Source organism: Bradyrhizobium sp. MOS003, from assembly GCF_003020125.1.
Taxonomy (GTDB): Bacteria; Pseudomonadota; Alphaproteobacteria; order Rhizobiales; family Xanthobacteraceae; genus Bradyrhizobium.
The window spans coordinates 1-20,655 of sequence record NZ_PYFW01000004.1; the positions used below are offsets into that span (position 1 = coordinate 1).

At 65.2% G+C, this 20,655-nt stretch carries 19 protein-coding genes; 16 read left to right on the forward strand and 3 right to left on the reverse strand.

Features of this window, described 5'->3' with window-relative positions; all coding sequences use genetic code 11:
- The first annotated feature begins 1,029 nt into the window (after positions 1–1,029).
- Positions 1,030–2,754: a dihydroxy-acid dehydratase gene (gene ilvD, locus C7G42_RS18835; RefSeq protein WP_106950482.1), complete on the forward strand. Its 1,725-nt coding sequence runs from the start codon at positions 1,030–1,032 to the stop codon at positions 2,752–2,754.
- Positions 2,741–3,568, forward strand: a complete 828-nt coding sequence (locus C7G42_RS18840) for a tetratricopeptide repeat protein (RefSeq protein WP_106950483.1) — start codon at positions 2,741–2,743, stop codon at positions 3,566–3,568. The genes ilvD and C7G42_RS18840 overlap by 14 nt, the downstream gene beginning before the upstream one ends.
- A 64-nt stretch (positions 3,569–3,632) precedes the next feature.
- On the opposite strand, the gene xth is transcribed toward C7G42_RS18840, so the two are convergent.
- Entirely contained in the window at positions 3,633–4,430 is a 798-nt protein-coding gene (gene xth, locus C7G42_RS18845; protein WP_106950484.1) for an exodeoxyribonuclease III, read from the reverse strand.
- A 134-nt stretch (positions 4,431–4,564) separates the two neighbouring features.
- Here xth and C7G42_RS18850 point away from each other — a divergent pair, with 134 nt between their 5' ends.
- A complete protein-coding gene (locus tag C7G42_RS18850; protein WP_106950485.1) occupies positions 4,565–6,895 on the forward strand; it encodes an ATP-binding protein in 2,331 nt (776 codons plus the stop codon).
- Positions 6,896–6,899: 4 nt separating this feature from the next.
- On the opposite strand, the gene erpA is transcribed toward C7G42_RS18850, so the two are convergent.
- Positions 6,900–7,229, reverse strand: coding sequence for an iron-sulfur cluster insertion protein ErpA (erpA, locus tag C7G42_RS18855; RefSeq protein ID WP_094890440.1), 330 nt, complete (start codon positions 7,227–7,229; stop codon positions 6,900–6,902).
- Between the two features lie 135 nt (positions 7,230–7,364).
- On the opposite strand from erpA, the gene C7G42_RS18860 reads away from it, so the two are divergent.
- From C7G42_RS18860 to surE, 12 genes are all read left to right on the forward strand, one after another.
- The gene (locus C7G42_RS18860; RefSeq protein ID WP_245427809.1) at positions 7,365–8,561 is read left to right on the forward strand and encodes a deoxyguanosinetriphosphate triphosphohydrolase; all 1,197 of its coding nucleotides are present in this window, start codon (positions 7,365–7,367) and stop codon (positions 8,559–8,561) included.
- Between the two features lie 9 nt (positions 8,562–8,570).
- Complete coding sequence (gene argS / locus C7G42_RS18865; RefSeq protein WP_106950487.1) at positions 8,571–10,361, forward strand: arginine--tRNA ligase; 1,791 nt, start codon at positions 8,571–8,573, stop codon at positions 10,359–10,361.
- 141 nt (positions 10,362–10,502) lie between these two features.
- Positions 10,503–12,035, forward strand: coding sequence for an SPOR domain-containing protein (locus C7G42_RS18870; protein WP_106951044.1), 1,533 nt, complete (start codon positions 10,503–10,505; stop codon positions 12,033–12,035).
- A 46-nt stretch (positions 12,036–12,081) separates the two neighbouring features.
- The gene (nagZ, locus tag C7G42_RS18875) at positions 12,082–13,110 is read left to right on the forward strand and encodes a beta-N-acetylhexosaminidase (RefSeq protein WP_106950488.1); all 1,029 of its coding nucleotides are present in this window, start codon (positions 12,082–12,084) and stop codon (positions 13,108–13,110) included.
- Entirely contained in the window at positions 13,107–13,946 is an 840-nt protein-coding gene (locus C7G42_RS18880; RefSeq protein ID WP_094890436.1) for a segregation and condensation protein A, read from the forward strand. The genes nagZ and C7G42_RS18880 overlap by 4 nt, the downstream gene beginning before the upstream one ends.
- A gap of 21 nt (positions 13,947–13,967) precedes the next feature.
- Positions 13,968–14,732 carry an SMC-Scp complex subunit ScpB gene (scpB, locus tag C7G42_RS18885; protein WP_199580998.1) on the forward strand — a complete coding sequence of 255 codons (765 nt, stop codon included), beginning with the start codon at positions 13,968–13,970 and terminating at the stop codon, positions 14,730–14,732.
- Positions 14,733–14,898: 166 nt separating this feature from the next.
- The gene (locus tag C7G42_RS18890; protein WP_106950490.1) at positions 14,899–15,132 is read left to right on the forward strand and encodes a twin-arginine translocase TatA/TatE family subunit; all 234 of its coding nucleotides are present in this window, start codon (positions 14,899–14,901) and stop codon (positions 15,130–15,132) included.
- A gap of 88 nt (positions 15,133–15,220) precedes the next feature.
- Positions 15,221–15,724 (forward strand): Sec-independent protein translocase protein TatB, encoded by a 504-nt coding sequence (tatB, locus tag C7G42_RS18895; RefSeq protein ID WP_106950491.1) that lies wholly within the window; start codon positions 15,221–15,223, stop codon positions 15,722–15,724.
- Positions 15,721–16,530, forward strand: coding sequence for a twin-arginine translocase subunit TatC (gene tatC, locus C7G42_RS18900; RefSeq protein WP_106950492.1), 810 nt, complete (start codon positions 15,721–15,723; stop codon positions 16,528–16,530). Before tatB ends, tatC begins: the two co-directional genes overlap by 4 nt.
- Before the next feature lie 137 nt (positions 16,531–16,667).
- A complete protein-coding gene (gene serS, locus C7G42_RS18905) occupies positions 16,668–17,999 on the forward strand; it encodes a serine--tRNA ligase (protein ID WP_106950493.1) in 1,332 nt (443 codons plus the stop codon).
- A 76-nt stretch (positions 18,000–18,075) separates the two neighbouring features.
- Entirely contained in the window at positions 18,076–18,438 is a 363-nt protein-coding gene (locus C7G42_RS18910) for a hypothetical protein (RefSeq protein ID WP_106950494.1), read from the forward strand.
- Between the two features lie 93 nt (positions 18,439–18,531).
- Positions 18,532–19,299: a 5'/3'-nucleotidase SurE gene (gene surE / locus C7G42_RS18915; protein ID WP_106950495.1), complete on the forward strand. Its 768-nt coding sequence runs from the start codon at positions 18,532–18,534 to the stop codon at positions 19,297–19,299.
- Between the two features lie 3 nt (positions 19,300–19,302).
- On the opposite strand, the gene C7G42_RS18920 is transcribed toward surE, so the two are convergent.
- Complete coding sequence (locus C7G42_RS18920; protein WP_094977798.1) at positions 19,303–19,674, reverse strand: response regulator; 372 nt, start codon at positions 19,672–19,674, stop codon at positions 19,303–19,305.
- 227 nt (positions 19,675–19,901) lie between these two features.
- On the opposite strand from C7G42_RS18920, the gene C7G42_RS18925 reads away from it, so the two are divergent.
- On the forward strand, positions 19,902–20,552 hold the full coding sequence (locus C7G42_RS18925; RefSeq protein WP_106950496.1) for a protein-L-isoaspartate(D-aspartate) O-methyltransferase: 651 nt from the start codon (positions 19,902–19,904) through the stop codon (positions 20,550–20,552).
- Positions 20,553–20,655 lie beyond the last annotated feature (103 nt).

The following is a 20,655-nucleotide window of genomic DNA, read 5'->3' on the forward strand; positions in this document are numbered from 1 at the left end:
AAAGGAATGGTCGGCTCCCGGGAGATCACGGCATAAGCCGTCCAGCCATCGCGCAGGGAAGGCCGAGTGATCGGCGACACCTGTATGCTGCTGTGCGGTTCTTTCTGCGTGTGCATTTCGCGCAGCGGACCGCGGGTGCCAGCCGGCACCCGGCCTTCCCTGCGCCCTCTTGGCTCAAGAGGGTAGCGAGACCAAGGCAAAGCTCGGGCGAAATCCGCCGCGAGAACGAAATGGCGCGTCTGCAACCACACACTCAGTGTCATCGCCCGGCCAGTGCGCAATTGCGCATAAGGACCGGACGATCGAGTACTCCGAGACGGCAGTGATTGAACCGAGAAGCCGCGGCGTACTGGATTCCCCGCCTGCGCGGGGAATGACAGCGAGACATGGAGAACCCACCTGCCGCCTCAGCGTCATTGCGAGGAGCCCTTGCGACGAAGCAATCCAGAATCTCTCGGTGGATAGACTCTGGATTGCTTCGCTCCGCTCGCAATGACAAGCGAGGAGAGAGCCTACGTCAAACTCTCCTCTCGTGCCCCGGACGCAGCGCAGCGCTTGCGGTGCGCTGCAGAGCCGGGGCCCATCTCGCCGCGTGCCGGGCCCTCTCGGTCCCGGCAGCAATGCTTCGGGTTTCAGCTTGTGCGGGACGTAAGGCGAAAGCCAATCGTAAGGGAGCTCGCCCGACTCGGCCACGGTGGTCACCGCGTCGTAGAGCGTACTCGGAGGTGAGATTGGAGGTAAAAATCTGAGGTTGTGGAGCGCCTTTCCCATAAGGGTATCTCGGTAGTCCATCCCGTGTCTTCGCGGTAACGATTGTGGTGTCTCCGCAACACTCATTCTGGATTTAACCTTCATCACCGGTGGTTCGCATCGCCGCCGCTTTTTGGCCACACCCGAACATGAATAAAATCACTCTAATGTTTTAGGGCAGCGGCAGCCTTCGACGGCGACGAGAAATCCCAAGGTCGATTCAAATCTTGGCTCTGATTTTTCGGGTCTGAAAAGGTCGACCGGGGAAGCTGGTTTGCGATGGACGCGAAGACCGACATCAAGCAGAGGCTGCCGAGCCGTCACGTGACGGAAGGTCCCTCGCGCGCGCCCCATCGCTCCTATTTCTACGCCATGGGTCTGACCACACAGCAGATCCACCAGCCTTTCGTCGGCGTCGCCTCGTGCTGGAACGAGGCCGCGCCCTGCAACATCGCCTTGATGCGCCAGGCGCAGGCGGTGAAGAAGGGTGTCGCATCGGCCGGCGGCACCCCGCGCGAATTCTGCACCATCACCGTGACCGACGGCATCGCCATGGGCCATGACGGCATGCGCTCCTCGCTGCCGTCGCGCGAATGCATCGCCGATTCCGTCGAGCTGACCGTGCGCGGCCATGCCTATGACGCGCTCGTCGGGCTCGCCGGCTGCGACAAGTCGCTGCCGGGCATGATGATGGCGATGGTCCGCCTCAACGTGCCCTCGATCTTCATCTACGGCGGCTCGATCCTGCCCGGCACGTTCCGCGGGCAGCAGGTCACCGTGCAGGACATGTTCGAGGCCGTGGGCAAGCATTCGGTCGGCGCCATGTCGGACGAGGACCTCGACGAGATCGAGCGCGTGGCGTGCCCCTCGGCCGGCGCCTGCGGCGCCCAGTTCACCGCCAACACCATGGCGACTGTCTCCGAGGCGATCGGCCTTGCACTGCCTTACTCGGCCGGCGCTCCGGCACCCTACGAGATCCGCGATGCCTTCTGCATGACCGCGGGCGAGCAGGTGATGGAGCTGATCGCCCAGAACATCCGGCCGCGCGACATCGTCACCCGCAAGGCGCTGGAGAATGCTGCTGCCGTAGTTGCGGCGTCCGGCGGCTCGACCAATGCTGCGCTGCACCTACCGGCAATCGCGCATGAATGCGGCATCAAGTTCGACCTGTTCGACGTCGCCGAAATCTTCAAAAAGACACCATATGTCGCGGATTTGAAGCCGGGTGGCCGTTATGTCGCCAAAGACATGTTTGAAGTAGGTGGCATACCGCTTCTGATGAAGACGCTGCTCGACAACGGCTTCCTGCACGGTGATTGCCTCACCGTAACGGGCCGTACGATCGCCGAAAACCTCAAGAGCGTGAAATGGAATCCGCACCAGGACGTGGTGCACCCGGCAGACAAGCCCATCACCGTCACTGGCGGCGTGGTCGGTCTGAAGGGTAATTTGGCGCCAGAAGGTGCGATCGTGAAAGTCGCGGGAATGTCCAACCTCAGGTTCACCGGTCCGGCCAGGTGCTTCGACCGTGAGGAGGATGCTTTCGAGGCGGTCCAGAAGCGCACCTACCGCGAAGGCGAAGTCATCGTGATCCGCTACGAGGGGCCCAAGGGCGGCCCCGGCATGCGGGAAATGCTCCAGACCACCGCGGCGCTGACCGGCCAGGGCATGGGCGGCAAGATCGCGCTCATCACCGACGGCCGCTTCTCCGGCGCCACCCGCGGCTTCTGCATCGGCCATGTCGGGCCGGAAGCGGCCATTGGCGGCCCGATCGGGCTGCTCGAGGACGGCGACATCATCGAGATCGACGCCGTCGCCGGTACCCTTAACGTAAAATTGAGCGACGCCGAGCTCGCCCAGCGCAAGACCAAATGGAGCGCTCGCGCGACTAACCACACGTCAGGTGCGCTCTGGAAATATGCTCAACAGGTTGGACCAGCGGTCGGGGGGGCAGTGACCCATCCGGGCGGCGCGCACGAGAAGCAGTGCTATGCGGACATCTAGGCGTGCCATAGTTGCGTTCGTGTTGGGGGCCAGTGCGCTGGCCGTGCCGGCGCTTGCCTTCGACGGCGCGCCGGTCAACCCGAAAGACGCCACCATCCCGGTCGTGACCGCCTTGCCAGGCCCCGCGGCGACCGCGCGTGGCAAGGTCGCACCGGCGGCCGTGCCTCAGGAGACCTCTCTCAGTGCGCTGCAATATGCCGCCGAGGGTGGTCACCCCATCGCGCAGTGGAAGCTCGGCCGCATGTACGCCAATGGCGACGGCGTCGCCCAGGACGATCTGCGCGCCTTCGAATATTTCAGCCGGATCGCCAATGCGCATGCCGAGGACAGCCCGTCGGCGCCGCAGGCGCAGATCGTGGCCAACGCCTTCGTCGCGCTCGGCCGCTATTATCTCAGCGGCATCCCGAACTCGAAGATCAAGTCGGATCCGGATCGGGCGCGGGAGATGTTCTCCTATGCGGCGTCCTATTTCGGCAATGCCGACGCGCAATACGATCTCGCCCGGCTCTACCTGAAGACGCCGGATGCTTCGCGCGAGGATTTCCGGTATGGCGCGCGCTGGCTCGGCCTTGCCGCGCAGAAGGGCCAGCATCAGGCCCAGGCACTGCTCGGCCAGATGCTGTTCAACGGCGACCGCCTGCCGCGGCAGGCTGCGCGCGGCCTGATGTGGCTGACGCTGGCGCGGGACAGCGCCGGCACGGAAGAGACCTGGATCAAGGAAAACTACAACCGCGCCTTCGCCAAGGCCTCCGACGACGACCGCGCCATGTGCCTGCAGATGCTGGAGCAGTGGGTGCAGGGCCGCCGGGAGTAAATCCCCGACTCCGGTGCCTTAGGGCGGATCGGCCGAAGGCGTAATCCGCCGATCCAGCTTCCGTTCACGCCGCCTCCAGATCCAGATCCGCCCACACCGGTACGTGGTCCGACGGCTTCTCCCAGCCGCGCACATAGCTGTCGATCCCGACATTGGCGAGCCGGTCGCTGGCCTGCGGCGACAGCAGCAGATGGTCGATCCGCAGGCCCTGATTCTTCTGCCAGGCGCCGGCCTGGTAATCCCAGAAGGTGTAGAGGCCCGGCTCGTCGGTTACGGCCCGCAGGGCGTCGGTCAGGCCGAGGCCGAGCAGGGACTGGAAGCTCTCCCGCGTCTCGGGCTTGAACAGGGCATCCTCTGTCCAGGCGGCGGGATTGTGGACGTCGCGGGCGTGCGGGATGACGTTGAAGTCGCCTGCGAGGATCAGCGGCTCTTCGGTCTTGAGACGCTCCTTCGAATAGTCAAGAAGCCGGGACATCCATTTGAGCTTGTAGGGATATTTCTCGGTCCCGACCGGGTTGCCGTTGGGCAGATAAAGGCAGGCGATGCGCAGCACGCCGGACTTCAGCGTCACCACGCCTTCGAGGAAACGGGCGTGGGCATCCTCATCGTCACCGGCCAGGCCCGACTTGGTCTCGTCGAAGCGGAGCTTGGAGAGCAGGGCAACGCCGTTGAACGTCTTCTGCCCGTGGGTGACCACGTTGTAGCCGAGCGCCTCGATCTCCAGCCGTGGGAAAGCCTCGTCGACGCATTTGATCTCCTGCAGGCAGACGATGTCCGGCTGGCATTCCTTCAGCCAGGTCAGCAGAAGGTCGATCCGCTGCCGGACCGAGTTCACGTTCCAGGTGGCAACTCTGATGGTCATGTCGGCGGGCTCCGGGCAGGGGCCATGGTTAGAACAAACTGCAAACGCGCCCGTCAAGGACGCCGCAAAATCTCCCACAAAATTAACCCGGCTTAAGCAGGCGGCAGGCGATTGATCGTCAAAGGGTTCCTCGGATGGGATGGCCGGACAAATCGATGAAGCGAACCGAGCCGCGTGACGGCCTGATCGGCGCGTTCCTGTATTGGCTCGGCGGCTTCGAGATCGAGGACAGCCTGACCGCCGGCCTCAGCGAGCGCGAGATCGGCCGCATCCGCGCCAAGCAGATCGACGCCGTGACGCGGCTGATCCCGGTGACGATGGCGGTGACGATGCTCAACGTCGGCATCGTGCTGATCCTGTTCTGGGGCCGCGGCTGGAACGACTTCCTCGCGATCTGGGGCCTGACCCTCGCCGCCACCGCCTCGCTGGCGGTGCGCTCATGGCGGCGGTCGCATCGCAACCCGCCGCAGGAGGCCTCGCCACGCGCCGCGCGTCAGATGCTGCGCCAGGCGGTGTTTCTCGCCGCGATCTGGGGCGCGCTACCGCTCGCTCTGTTCAGCCGCATCGAGCCGACCAGCCAGTTGATCCTGGCCTGCCTGATGGTCGGCATGATGTCCGGCGGCGCCTTCACGTTCTCGACCTTCCCGCGCGCCGGCCTGGTCTATCTCGCCACCATGACGGTCGGCTGCGCGGGAGCGCTGCTGCTGTGCGGCACCGGACCGTATCTGGTGACGGCGGTGTTCCTGCTGCTGTTCGCCTTCTTCATGGCGCGCAACATCGTCTCGCAGGGCAATCTGTTCCTCGGCAATCTCAAGGCCCAGCTCGAGCTGGAGCGGCAGACCGAGATCATCTCGCTGCTGCTGAAGGACTTCCAGGAGAACGCCAGCGACTGGCTGTGGCAGACCGACGCCGAGGGACATTTGATCGATGTGCCCCAACGCTTCGCCGACGTTGCGCAATTGCCGCTGCCGCTGCTGAAGGGATCGTATTTCGCCGACGTGCTCGACATGCTCTGCCCCGAGGAGAAGAGCGCGGCCTATAACGTGGTCGGCCTGATGGAGCAGAACGAGCCGCTGCACGAGATGAACCTCAAGGTCGTCGCCGGCGGCGATGCGCGGCTGTGGTCGCTGACGGCCAAGCCCGCCTATGACCGCGAGGGCCAGTTCCTCGGCTATCGCGGCTTCGGGCGCGACGTGACCGAGCGCTGGCGCGCGGAAAAGGCCGAGGCCGAGAGCCGTGCCAAATCGGACTTCCTCGCGGTGATGAGCCACGAGATCCGCACGCCCATGAACGGCGTGCTCGGGCTCGCAAGCATGCTGCTGGAGACCAAGCTCGATCCGGAGCAGCACGAGGCGGTCACCACGATCCGCGAGTCCGGCGACAATCTCCAGCGCATCCTCAACGACATCCTCGACCTGTCCAAGCTCGAGGCCGGACGCTTCGCCTTCGAGGCGATCGACTTCGCCCCGCAGGCGCTGGTCGAGACGGTCGCGAACGTCGCGCGCGCGAGCGCCAAGAGCAAGGGATTGGCGATCAAGGTCGAGCTCGACCCGAACCTGCCGCCGACGCTGCGCGGCGACGTCGCGCGCATCCGCCAGGTGCTGCTCAACCTCGCGTCAAACGCGGTGAAGTTCACCGATGAGGGCGAGGTGACGATCTGCGCGACCTGCCAGGCCCGCCGAGACCTGCTGGCGACCGTCGAATGGACGGTGACCGACAGCGGCATCGGGATCGCCCCCGAAAAGCTCGGCCAGCTCTTCAGCGACTTCGCGCAGGCCGATGCCTCGATCAGCCGCCGCTTCGGTGGCACCGGGCTTGGACTTGCGATCTCCCGGCGCATCATCGAGCAGATGGGCGGCACCATCGGCGTCACCTCGACGCCCGGCGAGGGCTCGACCTTCCGCTTCACGCTGGTGCTGCCCTGGAGCCAGGGGCAGGCCTCCGAGCAGACGGCCGGCCAAGACGAGGCCGAGGAGCTCAAGGCCCGTATCGCCGGCCTCGATCGGCCGTTGAAGGTGCTGGTCGCGGAGGACGATGCGGTCAACCGCATGGTCGTGAGCAAGATGTTGGGGGCCTTCGACGTCGAGCTGCGCGTCGTCACCGACGGGACTGAAGCCGTCGCGGCAGCATCCGAGGGCCATTACGACGTGGTGCTGATGGACGTGCGCATGCCGGACATGGACGGGCTTGCAGCCACCCGCGCGATCCGTGCGCAAGGCGGTCGCTTGGCGGCCTTGCCGATCGTCGCGCTGACGGCCAACGCCTTCCCCGAGGACGTCAGCATCTGCCGCGAGGCAGGCATGTCGGATTTCCTCGCCAAGCCGCTGCGCAAGCCGGCGCTTGTCGCCGCGCTGCTGCGCGCGCTCGACGGCCACACGATGTCGGAGGACGCACCGCTTCAGCCGGCGCTGATGCCGGTCGATGTCGAGTGGACGGACGAGGAGAGGCAGATGACGGGCGCTTAGCCGGTCAGATCGAGAAGCTGGTCCCGCAGCCGCAGGACGCGGTGGCGTTGGGGTTGTTGACGCGGAACGAGGCGCCGATCAAATCGTCGACGAAATCGACCTGCGATCCCGCCAGAAACGGCTGCGAGGCGGAATCGACCAGCACCACCGCGTTGTCCTGCTCGATCACCAGATCGTCGTCGGTTCGCGCCCGGTCGATGTCGAACTTGTACTGGAAACCCGAGCAGCCGCCGCCCTCGACCGAGATGCGCAGCATCGCGCCTGTGCCTTCGCCCTTGAGGATCTCTCCAATTCGGCGTGCGGCGCGGTCACTGATGGTCACGTCGGTCGTCATGGCTCGTCTCCGATAGTCCCGCGGTCATACCAAGTTCACTTGCCCAATTCATTTGGTATCCCGCGCCCGGCATAGTTAAGTGCAAGGATACGCAGAATCAAATGGATAGGGACTAAATTCGTCGTGTCCGTCGGAATGGCTGCCCCCCATGCGCCCTATGCCTGCGATCCCGACCGCAGCCGTGGCCGGCTGGTTGCGGAGCCGCCGAGCCGAACCCGCAGCCCGTTCCGGCGGGATTGCGACCGGGTGATCCATTCCACCGCGTTTCGCCGCCTGAAGTACAAGACTCAGGTGTTCGTGTTCCACGAGGGCGATCATTACCGCACCCGGCTGACCCATTCGCTGGAGGTGGCCCAGATCGCCCGCGCATTGGCCCGGCAGCTCGGGCTGGACGAGGACCTCACCGAAACCCTGGCGTTGGCCCACGATCTCGGTCATCCCCCGTTCGGCCATGCCGGCGAGCGGGCGCTGGACGCCTGCCTGAAGGACTTTGGCGGCTTCGACCACAACGCCCAGACGCTCCGCGTCGTTGCCTCGCTCGAGCATCGCTATCCTGAATTCGACGGGCTCAACCTGAGCTGGGAATCGCTGGAGGGTATCGTCAAGCATAACGGTCCGCTGACCGACCGCAGCGGCGCGCCGGTCGGGCGCTATCGCGAGCACGGCATTCCCGTCGGGATCGCCGACTACATCAAGACCTATGACCTCGAATTGTGGAGCTTCGCCTCGCTGGAGGCGCAGGTCGCTGCCATCGCCGACGACATCGCCTATGACGCCCACGATATCGACGATGGCCTGCGCGCCGGCCTGTTCCATCTCGACGATCTCAAGGTGATGCCGCTCACGGCTGAAATCATCGCCGGGACTTCAGCGCACTATCCCGATCTCGAAGACCTCCGGCGCGGCGCCGAATTGGTACGCGAACTGATCTCGCACCTGATCGGCGCGGTGTTCGCGGAGGCCGAGAGGAACCTCGCCGCCCTCAAACCTCAATCGGCCCAGGACGTCCGCCAGCAGAGCCGGGCGCTGATCGCGTTCCCCGCCGAGGTCGCCGAGGAAGAGGCCGCCATCAAGCGCTTCCTCTACCAGCACATGTACCGTCACAAGCGGGTGATGCGGGTGATGGGGGAGGCCGAGCAGATCCTGTTCGACCTGTTCGCGAAATACCTGAAGGTGCCGGCCGAACTGCCGCCGGAATGGCTGCTGGGGGCGGAGGCTGACAATGAGGGGGACCGGGCCCGCCGGATCGGTAATTTCATTGCCGGAATGACCGACCGCTTCGCCCTCACTGAGCACCAGCGGCTTTTTGACTCGACCCCGGATTTGCGTTAGGCGGCGGCCATGCCCGACACATCCTCAGCACCGCATTTGTTCGCCGACGTGCTTGCACGCGTGCACGCCGCCTGCCGTACGCTGGCCGTGGAAGCCAACTGGCCCGAGGGCATCGATTTTTCGCGCGTGGTGGTCGAGCCGCCGCGCGATGCCTCTCATGGCGACATGGCGACCAACGCCGCCATGGTGCTGGCGAAAGAGGCCAAGGCCAAGCCGCGCGATCTCGCCGAGCAGATCGCCGAGCGGCTGCGCGCCGACGCCCTGATCGCCAAGGTCGACGTCGCCGGTCCCGGCTTCATTAATCTGACCTTGAAGCCGGCCGCCTGGGCCGAGGCGCTGCGGACCGTGCTGCGCGAGGCCGCTGACTACGGCCGCGTCCGCGGCGGCTCCAAGGTCAATGTCGAATACGTCTCGGCCAATCCGACCGGGCCGATGCATGTCGGCCATTGCCGCGGCGCCGTGTTCGGCGACGCGCTGGCGAGCCTGCTCCAGTTCGCAGGCCACGACGTCACGCGCGAATATTACATCAACGACGCCGGCGCGCAGGTCGACGTGCTCGCGCGTTCCGCGTTCCTGCGCTATCGCGAGGCGCTCGGCGAGGACATCGGCGCGATCCCGGACGGGCTCTATCCCGGTGACTATCTGAAGCCGGTCGGACAGGCGCTTGCGAAGGAGCACGGCGACAAGCTCCTCGCCAAGAGCGAAGCCGAGTGGCTGCCCGCGGTGCGCGCCAAGTCGATCGCGATGATGATGGACGAGATCAAGGACGACCTCGCCGCCCTCAACATCCGCCACGACGTGTTCTTCTCCGAGCGCTCGCTGATCGAAACCGGCAACAACAAGGTCGCCGAGACCATCGATTTCCTGAAGGCCAAGGGCGACATCTACGAGGGCCGCCTGCCGCCGCCGAAAGGCGCGCCGGTCGAGGACTGGGAAGACCGCGAGCAGCTGCTGTTCAAGGCGACCGCCTACGGCGACGACGTCGATCGTCCACTGATCAAGTCGGACAATTCCTACACCTACTTCGCCTCCGACATCGCCTACCACAAGAACAAGTTCGATCGTGGCTTCGCCGAGATGATCGACGTCTGGGGCGCCGACCATGGCGGCTACATCAAGCGCATGCAGGCGGCGGTGAAGGCGACGACGTCGGGCAAGGGCGCGCTCGACGTCAAGATCGTCCAGCTCGTGAAGTTGCTGCGCAACGGCGAGCCGGTGAAAATGTCGAAGCGGAGCGGGGACTTCGTCACCTTGCGTGAGGTGGTAGATGAGGTCGGCCAGGACGCGGTCCGCTTCATGATGCTGTACCGCAAGAACGATGCGGTGCTCGACTTCGACCTCGCCAAGGTCATGGAACAGTCGCGCGACAATCCGGTGTTCTACGTTCAATACGGCCATGCCCGCGGCCACTCGATCTTTCGCAACGCGCGGACGGAGGTGTTCCCGGAACTCCCCGAGGATGCCGGCGAGCGGATCGCCTGGCTCGCTGAGTCGGCGGTGGAGCGGCTGTCAGACCCCGTCGAACTTGACCTGCTCAAGCGGCTCGCAATATTTCCGCGCATGCTGGAAGCCGCGGCTAGCGCCCACGAGCCGCACCGAATTGCCTTTTATCTCTATGATTTAGCCAGCGAATTTCATGCACTTTGGACGAAGGGGCGCGATTTGCCCTATTTACGCTTCATTATCAATAATGATGCAGAGCTTACGAAGGCGCGGCTGGCCATGGTCCAGGGCGTCGTCTCGGTTCTGGCATCGGGCCTCGCCATCCTCGGCGTCCATGCTCCGAACGAGATGCGGTAGTTTGGGGCGAACTACTTAAGGGGAATATCGGGGGTAACCGGCAGAAGCCGGATCGCTTAGACTTGGTTGAAAGCCTTGTGGGTCGAAGGCCGTGCCTTGGTCGAGGGGCGCGCGGCTTTCCCGAAGGGACGCATCATCACGATGGCCGAACGATATCAGGACAGACCGTTTCCCTCCGATGACTATGGTCGCGGTGGCAGCCAGTATGGCAAGGCGGAAGGCGATCCCTTGGCCGAGCTCGCCCGCCTGATCGGACAGACCGATCCATTTGCTGCGCAATCGCGGCCTGGCGCTCATCCGCCGGCAGCCGCTGCGCCCGCACAGGGCTATCCGGACGACGACTATCAGCAGGACGACGCCGAGCCGACCGTGCCGCCGCCGGCCGGGCCGCCCTCATGGATGCGCCGCGCCAATGTGCAGCCGCCGCCGGCCCCGGAGCCCGATTATCAGGTAGCCGTCAATCCGGTTCATCCGCTGCATCGCTATTCGGCCCCACCCGCTGCGCCCGAGCCTGATGTTCATCAGCCGCAGGCCTACCAGGATCACGCCTATCCGGGGCAGGCTTACCCGCAGCAGGATCAAGCTTATCAACAGCCGGCCTATCAGGAGCCGCATCAGCAGCCCGATCCGGCGCGTTACGACGATGCGCTCTACGGCCGGCTGGAGGCAGGCGAGCAGGATTATCAGCGCGAGCCGGCCTATCCGGACGATCCCTACGCGTATCAAAGCGACTATCCGGAGGCCGAGCTCGAAGAGCCCAAGAAGCAGCGCGGCGGCATGATGACGGTCGCGGCGATCCTGGCGCTGGCCGTGGTCGGCACGGGCGCTGCCTTTGCCTACAAGACCTATGTCGGTTCGCCCCGCAGCGGCGAGCCGCCGATCATCAGGGCCGACAATACCCCGACCAAGATCGTGCCGGCGCCGTCGGATGCCTCGACCAAGGTGCCGGATCGCATGGCGATCGGCGATGGCTCCGAGAAGATCGTCCCGCGCGAAGAGGCGCCGGTCGACGTCAACGCCAAGGCGGGCGGTCCCCGTGTTGTGTTCCCGCCGCTGAACCAGAATGCGAACCCGCCGTCGGTGGCGAGCGTGTCGCCGTCCTCGGTACCGCCGCCGGGCGCGAGCAACGGCACGCTGCCGAACAATTCGCCGCGCCCGATCAGGACCGTCGCCGTGAAGGGCGATCAGACCGATAGCGCCACGCCGCAATCGGCCGCTGCCGCCAGGCCCACGGCTGCCCAAAAGCCTGTTGCTGCACCCGTTGCACCGGCCGCGCCGCGCAATCCGCCGACCTCGGCCAATGCCAGCGCCAATCAGCCGATGTCGCTGGCGCCACAATCGGTCCCGGCTGCCGAACCGCAGCAGCGGATGGCTGCGACCACTCCGACCCAGATCGCGCCCGCCAGCAGCGGCGGTGGCGGCTACATCGTGCAGGTCTCCTCGCAGCAAAGCGAGGATAGCGCCGCCGCGTCGTACCGCGTGCTTCAGGGCAAGTATGGCAGCGTGCTCGGCTCCCGTTCGCCGGTGATCAAGCGCGTCGACCTTACCGACAAGGGCAAGGGCGTCGTCTACCGCGCTTTCGCCGGGCCCTATGCTTCGGCCGAGGAGGCGACGCAGGCCTGCAACAGCCTGAAGTCCGCAGGCCTGTCGGCCTGCTTCGTCCAGAGGAATTAACGGCCGTTTCCTTGACCCCCTCGCGGGTCAGGGTTAATCGGCCGTTATGAGCACGCGGGCCTTCATTACCGGTGTATCCGGAACGGAACTGACCGCAGTCGAGCGGGAGTTTATCCGCGACCAGCGCCCATGGGGCTTCATCCTCTTCAAGCGCAATGTCGCGACGCCGGCTCAAGTTACTGCACTGGTTACGGAATTGCGGACGGCGGCGGGTGCCGCCGACGCGTCTGTCCTGATTGACCAGGAGGGCGGACGAGTGCAGCGCCTGGGTCCGCCTCACTGGCCGGTCTATCCGCCGGGCGCCGTCTTCTCGACCCTGTACGACACTGATTCGGCGCTCGGGCTCACCGCGGCGCGCCTGTCGGCCCGCCTGATCGCCGCCGATCTGGCCGATCTCGGCATCACCGTGGATTGCCTGCCGCTGGCTGACGTGCCGGTCGAGGGCGCTGACGCCGTCATAGGGAACCGTGCCTATGGCACCGAGCCCGGCAAGGTCGCGGCCATTGCCCGCGCGGTCACCGAGGGTCTGGAGCAGGGCGGCGTGTTGCCGGTCCTCAAGCACATCCCCGGCCATGGCCGGGCCACTGCCGACACCCATTTCAAGCTGCCGACGGTCGACACGCCGAGAGCCGAGCTGGAACGGACCGACTTCGCGGCCTTCAAGCCGCTGTCGGACCTGCCGATGGCCATGACTGCACATGTTGTGTTTAGCGCGGTCGACCCCGCCCATCCGGCGACGACATCTGCGACAATGATTGCTGACGTGATTCGCGGCGCAATCGGGTTCCAGGGTTTGTTAATGAGTGATGACGTGTCGATGAACGCGCTGTCGGGAAATATCGCCGAGCGGACCCGCGCCATCTTCGCGGCCGGCTGCGACATGGCGCTGCATTGCAACGGCAATATCGAGGAGATGCGCGAGGTCGCCGGCCAGACACCTGAGCTGTCGGGCCGGGCGCTGGAGCGGGCGAACGCCGCGCTCGCCGCGCGCAAGGCGCCGCAATCGCTCGATCGCGTCGCTGCACGCATGGAGCTGGACGCATTGATCGCACGGGCAAACACGGCATCCGCATGACCGCAGAAATCCTATCGTTTGAAACCGGGCGGCCTGCTGAGCTTGCCGAGGGTGAGCCGGCGTTGGTGGTGGATGTCGAGGGCTATGAGGGGCCGCTCGACCTGTTGCTTGCGCTGGCGCGGCAGCAGAAGGTCGACCTCGCCAAGATCTCGATCCTGGCGCTGGCCGACCAATATCTCCACTTCATCGAAGCCGCGCGAAAGATCCGGCTCGAGCTTGCCGCCGACTATCTCGTCATGGCGGCATGGCTCGCCTTCCTGAAGTCTCGCCTGCTGCTGCCGGAGCCGCCGAGCGCGGAAGGCCCGAGCGCCGAGCAGATGGCGACCGCGCTCGCCAATCGGCTGCGTCGGCTCGAGGCCATTCGCGAAGCCGCCAACCGGCTGATGAACAGGCAGCAATTGCTGCGCGACATCTTCCCGCGCGGCGAGCCCGAGCAGATCGCCGAGATCAAGCATCCGAAATATACGGCGACGCTGTACGATTTGCTCACCGCCTACGCCTCGCAGCGCCAGTCGCGCGTGCTGGCGAGCGTGCATCTGGCCAAGCGCACGGTGTGGTCGCTCGCCGAGGCGCGCGCCACGTTGGAGCGGCTGGTCGGCAGCATTAGCGAGCAGGACGATTGGGGCGTGCTCGACGACTTCCTGGTCCGGCACGTCGCCGATCCCACCCAGCGCGCGACGGTGTTCGCCTCGAGCTTCGCCGCTGCGCTGGAGCTGGTTCGCGAAGGTCAGCTGGAGCTGAACCAGAAAGAGGCGTTTGCGCCGATCTATTTCCGGAAGGGGCGCCCCAAGCCGGTGCCGGACGCAGCTCCTGCGCCTGATGCGCCGGTCGCTTAAGTGCAAGAAGGAGAAGCTACCATGGCAAGCCTGGCTGAAGTGCGGGTAGAAGAGGCCGAGCCGATGGAGAACGAAACCCAGGCGCGTCCCGAGGAATTGCGGCTGCTGGAAGCGCTGCTGTTTGCTTCGAGTGAACCGCTGGATACCGCGACGCTGGCCAAGCGCATGCCCGAGGGCGTCGACGTCAAGGCCGCGCTCGAGCAGCTGCAGGCCGACTATTCGTTGCGCGGGGTGAATCTCGTTCGCGTCGCCAACAAATGGACGTTCCGCACGGCCGGCGATCTCGCCTGGCTGATGACGCGGGAGAGCACCGAGACCCGCCGCCTGTCGCGCGCGGCGATCGAAGTGCTGGCGATCATTGCCTATCACCAGCCGGTGACGCGCGCCGAGATCGAGGAGATCCGAGGCGTCGTCACCTCGAAGGGCACGCTCGACGTGCTGCTGGAGACCGGCTGGATCAAGCCGCGCGGCCGCCGCAAGACGCCCGGCCGTCCGCTGACCTTCGGAACCACCGAGGACTTCCTGTCGCAGTTTACCCTGGAACAGCTCGGCGATCTGCCGGGCCTTGAGGAGTTGAAGGGCACAGGCCTGCTGGATTCGCGCCTGCCGACCGGATTCAGCGTGCCGACCCCGTCGGACGACCCACAGCTGCGTGAAGACGAGGATCCCCTGGAACCCGGCGAGGAGCTTGATCTGGCCCTGGCGCCCGCGGTCGAGCCCGAGACCCCGGAAGAAGCGCCGGAGGGCGGCCATGAGGGGGGCGGCGAAGGCGGCACCGAAGAGTGAGGTCTCGGCGTTTTACCGGCGCCCTGCGACCGGTTAACACTAGCAAGATTACGTAGTGCCGACAGCGAATTGGCTCTGCCTAGGTCCTTGTTTTTGACACCTGCCAAGCCTAGGTTTCGGTGAAGATCGCCGGGTCCCCGGCTATGTGTGTTTGGAGGGTTGCAGGATGGGTTCACTCAGCATTTGGCACTGGGTCCTGGTGATCGCAGTGGTCCTGCTTCTGTTCGGCCGCGGCAAGATTTCGGATCTGATGGGCGACGTGGCGCAGGGCATCAAGGCGTTCAAGAAGGGCATGCAGGACGACGACAAGCCCGCCGAGAAGCCCGAGCCTGCGAAGTCCATCGAGCACAACAATGCGCCGACCGCGGCGCGATCCGACGTCGGCAGCAAGGCCGTCTGAGCCGGAAAGCACGCGAGACGCGGGGTGCGGCCCGATCCTGCGCGCAAGGGATTTGGCCGGCTGCTGCTTCGCGTGAACGGAAGACCTCATGTTCGACATCGGGTGGAGTGAACTGGTCCTGATCGGGGTCGTGGCCCTGATCGCCATCGGCCCGAAAGAGCTGCCGGGCGTGCTGCGTATGGTCGGGCAGTGGATGGGTAAGGCCCGCAAGATGGCCGCCGAATTCCAGGGCCAGTTCCAGGAAGCGATGCGCGAAGCGGAAATGGCCGACCTCAAGAAGAGCTTCGACGAGGTCAAGGAAGCCGCGACCGGCTTCACCAGCAACAATCCGCTGACCTCGCTCCAGAAGGACGTCAGCGACGCGTTGCGCGTCGATGCGCTGGACAAGCCGGCCGAGACGCCTGCGACTGCAGCTATCGAGCCGCCGACGACGCCCACCACGCCGGAAGCGCCGACGCCCGCGACCTTCATGGAAGCCGAGGCGCACGCAGCCGCGAACGAGCCGCTCGCGATCGTCCGCGAGGTCGAGCAGGCGCAGGTTGCGCAGGACACCGCGCCATCCGAAGCGATCAAGGACGCCAAAGCGTCATGAGCGACGCCGATATCGAGGCCAGCAAAGCCCCGCTGATGGACCATCTGATCGAGCTGCGCTCGCGGCTGATCAAGGCGCTGCTCGGCTTCGGCATTGCATTCATCTTCTGCTTCTTCTTCGCCAAGCAGATCTACAACGTGCTGGTCTGGCCGTTCGTGTGGGTCGCGGGTCCCGAGAATTCCAAGTTCATCTACACCGCGCTGCTGGAATATTTCATCACCCAGCTCAAGCTTGCGTTGTTCGGCGCCGGCTTCATCTCGTTCCCGGTCATTGCGACGCAGATCTACGGATTCGTGGCGCCGGGTCTGTACAAGCACGAGAAGCAGGCCTTCCTGCCGTATCTGGTCGCGACTCCCTTCTTCTTCGTGCTGGGCTCCGCCCTGGTCTATTTCGTCGTGCTGCCGATGCTGGTCCGGTTCTCGCTCGGCATGCAGCAGGCCGGTAGCGACGAGACTGCGCAGATCCAGCTCTTGCCCAAGGTCGGCGAATATCTGTCGCTCATGATGTCGCTGATCTTCGCCTTCGGGATCGCCTTCCAGCTCCCGGTGATCCTGACTCTGCTCGGCCGCATCGGCATCGTCAGCTCAAAGATGCTGCGCGAGAAGCGGCGTTATTTCATCGTCATCGCCTTCGTCATCGCGGCCGTGCTGACGCCTCCGGACGTGCTGAGCCAATGCTCGCTCGCGATCCCCTTGCTGTTGCTCTACGAGGGCTCGATCATCGCGGTGGGGATGGTGGAGAAAAAGTTGGCGGCGACGCAGGCGACGACCGGCACCGACGTGACGCCGGCCAATCCGGCGGAGTAGGGCGCTTTCGCTCTATCATGGAGCCGTTCAGCCCATGATTCGTCATGCCCGGGCTTGACCCGGGCATCCACGACTTGATCTAAGGCGGCAGACACGTGGATGGCCGGGATAAACCCGGCCATGACGGGAAGACAGCCATGCACGACATCAAATCGATCCGCGACAATCCGCAAGCCTTCGACGCCGGCCTCGCCCGGCGCGGCCTGAAGCCGTTGTCGGCCGCGCTGCTCGCGATCGACGAGACGCGGCGCGCGGCGATCCTGGCGTCCGAGCAGGCGCAGGCGCGGCGCAATGCGGCCTCCAAGGAAATCGGCGACGCCAAGAAGGCCAAGGACGAGACGCGCGCGGCCAAGCTGATGGCCGAAGTAGCCGAGCTCAAGACCACGATGCCGCAGCTCGAAGCCGCAGCGAAAACCGCGGACGACGAGCTGGCGAAAGAGCTGTCCGCGATCCCGAACATTCCGTTCGACGACGTGCCCGACGGCGTCGACGAGCACGGCAATGTGCAGCGCCATGTGTTCGGCAACAAGCGCAACTACGGCTTTGCGCCGAAGCTGCATGACGATCTCGGCACCGCGCTCGGTGACATGGATTTCGAGGCGGCGGCAAGACTCTCCGGCGCGCGCTTCGTCGTGCTGAAGAGGGGACTGGCGCGGCTTGAGCGCGCGCTCGGCCAGTTCATGCTGAATCTGCACGTCGACGAGCACGGCTATACCGAGATCAATCCGCCGCTGCTGGTGCGCAACGAGATCATGTTCGGCACCGGACAATTGCCGAAATTCGAGGACGATCAGTTCTGGGCGATCAAGGGCGAGCTCCTTGCGTCGCCCGACCGGGAGCGGCTGAGGACAGAGCGCCTCGGCCTGATTCCGACCGCGGAAGTCTCGCTCACCAATCTCGCGCGCGAATCCATCCTCGACGAGAAGCAGCTGCCGATGCGGCTGACCGCGCTGACGCCGTGCTTCCGTGCCGAGGCTGGCGCTGCCGGGCGCGATACGCGCGGCATGATCCGCCAGCACCAGTTCACCAAGGTCGAACTGGTCTCGATCACGACGCCGGAGACCAGCCGGGACGAGCACGAGCGCATGCTCGCCTGTGCCGAGGAAGTGCTGCGCCGGCTCGACCTGCATTATCGCGTGATGACGCTGTGCGCGGGGGACATGGGCTTTTCGTCGCAAAAAACCTACGACATTGAGGTCTGGATGCCGGGCCAGGGCGAGGGCGGGGCGTTCCGCGAGATTTCGAGCTGCTCGGTCTGCGGCGACTTCCAGGCACGCCGCATGGACGCGCGCTCGCGCGGTCCCGATGGAAAGCCGCGTTTCGTCCACACGCTGAACGGTTCAGGCACCGCGCTCGGCCGCGCGCTGATCGCCGTGATGGAGACCTATCAGCAGCAGGACGGCTCGATTGCGGTCCCCGACGTGTTGCAGCCCTATATGGGCGGCGTGAAGGTGATCGGGCGCGACTGACGCTGGAAACGATCGGTTGCGAAGATCGGGTGGCCGGTTATCCTGCCGGCCTCCGGACAACGCGAACCCACCGTTCATGGCCTTGCACCGCGACATCTTCTGGGTCGGCCGACAATGGGCGGTGACGGGGGCCGGAATCCAGGCCGTCGATCAGCGCCTGCGCGGCGTGTTCGACATCGAGATCACGCGGCTCTGGGACGACGATTTCGTGCAGAGCCGGCGGGCCAAGCCCGGTGTGAATGCTGCCGACTTCGACAACGCGCTGACGCTGGCCCGCGAACGCTTTCCGCGAGAGCCGGAGCCGGACGCGCTCGTTGCGGAATTGGAGGCGCTCGGCGTGATCGCGGCGCCGATCGTCAGTCCGGCTGTGCCGGCGATGCAGCTGCGTGCGGAGGGCCGGCTGGCGCGCTTCCTGCCGCAATGGCGCATCCGCCGCTAATGGGGTCGGGCCGGCCCCCGATCAGCCGGTTTGCCTGATCGGCCGGAGCCGGATAAGACGGCTCAGACCCCCATTTTTGGAATCGACCCTCGCATGCGCATTCTCTGCACCAATGACGACGGCATTCACGCTCCCGGCCTCAAGGTGGTCGAGGATATCGCGCGCGCGCTGTCCGACGACGTCTGGGTGGTGGCGCCCGAGCTCGACCAGTCCGGCGTGTCGCATTCGTTGTCGCTGAACGACCCCTTGCGCCTGCGCGAAGTCGGGCCGCGGCACTTCGCCGTGCGCGGCACGCCGACCGACTGCGTCATCATGGGCGCGCGCCATATCCTCGGGGCCAAGCTGCCCGATATCGTGCTGTCCGGGGTCAACAAGGGCCGCAACGTCGCCGAGGACGTGGTCTATTCCGGCACCATCGCCGGCGCGCTGGAGGGCACCATTCTGGGCCTGCCGTCGTTTGCGCTGTCGCAGGAGTTCAGCGTCGAGACCCGCGAGCGCCCGCCGTGGGACACCGCGCGTAAATTCGGGCCCGACATCCTGCGCAAGGTGATCGCCGCAGGCATTCCGAAGGACACCGTCATCAACGTCAACTTCCCCTCCTGCGCGCCGGAGGAAGTGCTCGGCATCCGCGTCACGCGCCAGGGCAAGCGCAATCTCGGCTTCTTGCGGATCGACGAGCGCAGGGATGGCCGCAACAATCCCTATTTCTGGATCGGCTTCGAGCGCTCTGCGATGCTGGACACGCCTGCGGACGGCACCGACCTGGCGGCGCTGCGCGAGCGCTATGTCTCGGTCACGCCGCTGAGGCTCGACCGCACCAACGAAGCGTTTTCGGAAGAGCTCAGCGCGACGCTGAAATAGCGCTTAGCCGCCCCGAAGTGCGGCTTCGATGGTCTTGCCGAGCGCGTCGAGCTGGAACGGCTTCTGGAGCGCCGGCCGGTCGCGGTACTGCTCGGGCAGGCCGGAGGAGCCGTAGCCGGTGGCGAAGATGAACGGACAGCCCTTTGCCTTGATCACGTCGGCGACCGGCGAGATCACCTTGCCGTTGACGTTGACGTCGAGAATGGCGATGTCGAATTCGGTCGCCTGGGCGAGCCGCAGGGCCTCGGTGATGTCGCCCGCTTCAGCTGCGACCTTGTAGCCGAGCTCTTCGAGCATGTCCGCGACCATCATCCTGATCATCACCTCGTCCTCGACGAGGAATACAGAGCGGCCTGAAAGCCCTGTCGCGGTCATAGTTGGTCCCTTGCCCATTCCCAAAAACGTTCGCAGATAACACGAATTGACGCAATGCGCGTTTTGACGAACGGATATCTGAAAATGGTCATCGCGGCTCGCCCGTGGCAAGCCAATTTGTGGTCAAATGCTCCAGGCGAAGAATATCATAGGTTCCTGAGCAGGAACACGATTCTTGCGCCCGGGTTGAATGTCCACCGGATCCGGCAAGACGGCAAAAGCAGGCAATGACCTCCGATCAGCATCCGCCGGAAAAAATGATGTTTCAGCTCACGCTGCGGCGTCGGGGCATCAGCGACCAGGCGGTGCTGCGAACCATGGAGGCGGTGCCGCGCGAGCTTTTCGTCGACGAGGCCGATCGCGACGGCGCTTATCGGGACAGCGCGCTGCCGATCGCCTGCGGGCAGACCATCAGCCAGCCCTTCGTGGTGGCCTACATGACCGAACAGCTGCAGCTCCAGAAGCGGCACCGCGTCCTGGAGATCGGAACAGGGTCAGGCTATCAGGCCGCCGTGCTGTCGCGGCTCGCCGGCCAGGTCCTGACCGTCGAGCGCTATCGCAAGCTTGCCGACATGGCTCGCGCAAGGCTTGAAAAGCTCGAATGTCACAATGTCGAGGTGATGCTCGGCGACGGTCTCGATCTGCCGCCCAATATCGGCCCGTTCGACCGCATCATCGTCACCGCCGCGGTGGAGCAGATACCCGAGAATCTGGTCGAGCGGCTCGAGGTCGGCGGCATCCTGATCGCGCCGGTCGGCCCGCATCAGGGCGTGCAGACGCTGATCCGCCTGACCCGCACCGAAGCCGGGATCGAGCGCAAGGAACTCGTCGATGTCCGCTTCGTGCCGGCGCTGCCCGGGGTGGCGCGGGAGCTGTAGATTTCCGGATCGGTTGTGCCGCCAACATCTTATTGGGAGGGTTAAGCCGTTATTTACTCGGCGCGTGTTTACTTAAAACACCAGTTCTGTTGCGTACGAGTGA